The organism is Marinobacter sp. UBA2498, assembly GCF_002341575.1.
GTDB classification, from domain to species: Bacteria; Pseudomonadota; Gammaproteobacteria; order Pseudomonadales; family Oleiphilaceae; genus Marinobacter; species Marinobacter manganoxydans.
Window position 1 is genome coordinate 14,176 of record NZ_DDOI01000154.1, and the last position, 3,433, is coordinate 17,608.

Consider the following 3,433-nt stretch of genomic DNA (forward strand, 5'->3'; position numbering starts at 1 on the left):
GCTTCAGATTACCGATGGCTGGGAGTTTGCTGTCGAACAGGTTATTGGGCGTTTTACCCAGGGTCTCTGCCTTCCCGATATTGATCAGCTCTCATCCGCCATGAAAGAAGCGCCAAAGGGGTTGGCGCTGGTGGAGGCAGAAGCCACAGACGGCAGTGAGCGTTCCGGGTTGGCGGCCAAGGTTTCCGGAGTGCCGGGAATTGCCTCGTTGCTTCGCGGCATCGATACCGTCGAAACCGTCTCTGACGCCATGGGTATGCGATCGGGGCTTCGGGACGGTCAAAGCCTGATGACACCCGAGGGCGTCTGGATATCCCGGGAGTGGGTCCTGATGCCGGACTCTGATGCCGGCCAGGTCGGTGTGATTGAGCGGCAGAAGAAGGTGACCGAACTGACCGCGCAGCTGGCCGAGGCGGAGGAGGCGCTGGAAGCGGCTACCGAACGGTTGGAAGAGCTTCAGGAGCGGGCAGAGCGTTCGGAAGCAGCCCGGGATGAGGCGCAGACCCGTCTGAGCCAGGCAGATCGTGAACTGAGCACACTGGCGTCCAGGGTCAGCGGCCTGCGAGCACGTGCCGAGCAGATTGATGCCCGCCTGCAGCGAATCCGGGACGATATCCAGGACGTGTCCGAAAACCTCGAGGGCCAGAAAGAGAGTCTTCAGGATGCCCGGGAAGACTGGCAACTGGCGCTGGCTTCCACCGAAGACAGCGATGAAGAGAAAGAGCGGTTGCTGGAGCAGCGCGATACCTTGCGCGAAAACCTGGATCGGCTTCGCCAGGAGGCCCGGCACGATCGTGATCACGCGCATCAGCTGCAGCTCCAGCTGCAGACCCTGCACAGTCAACGTGACGGCCTCAGGCAGACGATTGATCGGATGCAGTTGCAGAAGGAGCGTATCGACGAGCGCCTGGAGATTCTGAGGGAGTCCCGGGAAAGCGCCGAAGAGCCCATCGAAGACCTGCAGATGCAGCTCGAAGGGCTGCTGGATCGGCGATTGGCGGAAGAGGAAAAGCTGGGCGCTGCTCGCGACGCGCTGGAAGAGATTGATCGGGAAGTGCGGGAAAAGGAACAGGGCAGAAGCGGAACCGATCATCGCATTCAGGAAGTCCGGTCCCGACTCGAAAAACTGAAAATGGAGTCCCAGGCCCTGGAAATCCGTTCCGGGAATCATGTCGATCAGCTCAAGGAGCTGGACGTAAAACTTCAGGATATCCTCGCCCAGTTGCCCGAGGGTGCGAATGAAAAAGACTGGGCAGACGAACTGGAGCGAATCGGCAACCGAATTCAGCGCCTGGGCGCGATTAACCTGGCGGCCATTGAGGAATATCAGGTTCAGAGTGAGCGCAAGACCTACCTGGATTCCCAGCATGAAGACCTGATGGAAGCCCTGGAAACACTGGACAACGCTATACGGAAAATAGACCGGGAAACCCGGCAGCGTTTCAAGGAAACCTTTGACCAGGTGAACGGTGGTCTGCAGGCTCTGTTTCCCAAAGTGTTCGGAGGCGGTAACGCCTACCTGGAGCTTACCGGTGAGGATCTTCTGGAAACCGGCGTTGCGATCATGGCGCGGCCGCCGGGCAAGAAGAACAGCACCATTCACCTGCTGTCGGGCGGCGAAAAGGCCCTCACGGCGATCGCACTGGTGTTTTCGATTTTCCAGCTCAACCCGGCACCCTTCTGTATGCTGGACGAGGTGGATGCGCCGCTGGATGATGCCAACGTGGGCCGCTATGCCAACATGGTCAAGGAGATGTCCAAGCAGGTTCAGTTCATCTACATTACCCACAACAAGATTGCCATGGAGATGGCGGATCAGTTGATGGGCGTAACCATGCATGAACCGGGGTGTTCGCGCCTGGTGTCGGTCGATGTCGACGAGGCAGCGGCTCTCGCAGAGGCTTGAGGCTGTTCAGAATTCAGGCGACCATGACAATAACGCCATCTGGCCCGGGTGTGCGTTGTATTCATTACGGGCTTTTCTTAGAGTAGCAACGTTACGGGATCTGCAAACAGGACAGCAGCACTATGTCACTTAGGGAATGGTTAATTGCCATCGGTACCCTGGTTATTATCGGCATTGTCATTGATGGCGTGCGCCGCATGCGGCGTGCCCGGAAGGAATCCATGGCAATCTCATCGGGCATGGGCGCCGATGAGCTCGAGGATTCACCACTCGATGACGAATACAACCCGGAGTTGCCCAACGGCGGCGCACGAACCATCTCCCGCGACACACTTGAAGAGCGTGGGTATGTAAAGCGTGAAAAGCCCAGCCGATTTGGTTCTCCGAAACCCAAACCGACCCGCCCGGTAACCGCTGCTGCCAAGGAAGAACATCGGGAGTCGCCAGAACCGGATCTGCATCCTGGGCCGGACAGCGAACCGGCTGCCGAGTATCACGATGAACCGGTTGAGTCGGATCCGGATTTCGGGTTGTCCAGTCATGAGCCCGAAGAAACCGAGCTCGAATCAGGTTGGGGGGCCATCGAAGATGAAGTGGAAGCAGTCCCGCCTACGGTAACAACCGAAGTAGAGGAAGATACGGCACGGCGTGAACCTTCCCGAGCGGTCAGTGGTCAGCCGCTGGCAGGTGCGAATCGCCCTGAGGCCCGGGAAGTGATTGTGATCAATGTCCTGGCCAAGAGCGGTGAAGACTTCAAGGGGGTGGCCCTGAAGAAGTTGTTCGAAGCCTGTGGTCTGGAGCATGGTGATATGGACATTTATCACCGGCACGAGGAGTCCGATACCACCAGCCCGGTCCAGTTCAGTGTTGCCAATGCCGTGGAACCCGGCACGTTCAAGCCGGGCGATATGCCGACCCTGGCCACGCCCGGTATCAGTTTCTTCATGAGTATGCCCGGGCCCACCAATGCGCTGCAGGCGTTTGACTTCATGCTTGAGACAGCCCAGGCCGTGGTTCGTAACCTTGGCGGCGAGCTTAAGGATGAGCGCCGGAGCGTGATGACCCCTCAGACAATCGAGCACTGCCGCCAGAGGATTCGGGAGTTCGAGCGCAAGCAACGTTCCCAGCGAGTCTGAAACCAGGCGGTAAAAGAAGGCCAGATGCCCGGTTTGTTCCGGGCATTTTTTTGAGAGACGAGAGTGCCAGTCCATGAGCAAAGCCACGCCCGACATCATTCAGCGTGTTGAAGAACTCCGTTCGGCGATTGATGACCATAACTACCGCTATTACGTGCTGGATGACCCGCGTGTTCCCGATGCGGAATACGACCGGTTGTTCCGGGAATTGCAGGGCCTGGAAACCGATTATCCGGAGTTGGCTTCGGACACGTCGCCCACGCGGCGGGTTGGCAGCGCCGCGGAAACCAGCTTTGAGGAGGTAGTGCACAGGCTGCCCATGCTGTCGCTGGATAATGCGTTCAGCGAGGACGAACTTCGTGACTTTGACCGGCGGGTAAAAGATCGGCTC

The 3,433-nt window shown here is 58.5% G+C and carries 3 protein-coding genes; all 3 read left to right on the top strand.

Features of this window, described 5'->3' with window-relative positions; genetic code table 11:
* A partial coding sequence (locus B2W52_RS21275; protein WP_476738550.1) for a coiled-coil domain-containing protein occupies positions 1 to 1,906 on the top strand: 1,906 nt, incomplete at its 5' end.
* A gap of 122 nt (positions 1,907 to 2,028) precedes the next feature.
* On the top strand, positions 2,029 to 3,042 hold the full coding sequence (gene zipA, locus B2W52_RS21280) for a cell division protein ZipA (protein ID WP_104271056.1): 1,014 nt from the start codon (positions 2,029 to 2,031) through the stop codon (positions 3,040 to 3,042).
* Between the two features lie 73 nt (positions 3,043 to 3,115).
* On the top strand, positions 3,116 to 3,433 hold a 318-nt coding region (locus B2W52_RS21285; protein ID WP_414673522.1), incomplete at its 3' end, for a DNA ligase LigA-related protein.

Bases quoted from the DNA above. Each gene is read 5' to 3' on its own strand.
- zipA (WP_104271056.1), top strand. From the start codon at position 2,029: ATGTCACTTAGGGAATGGTTAATTGCCATCGGTACCCTGGTTATTATC.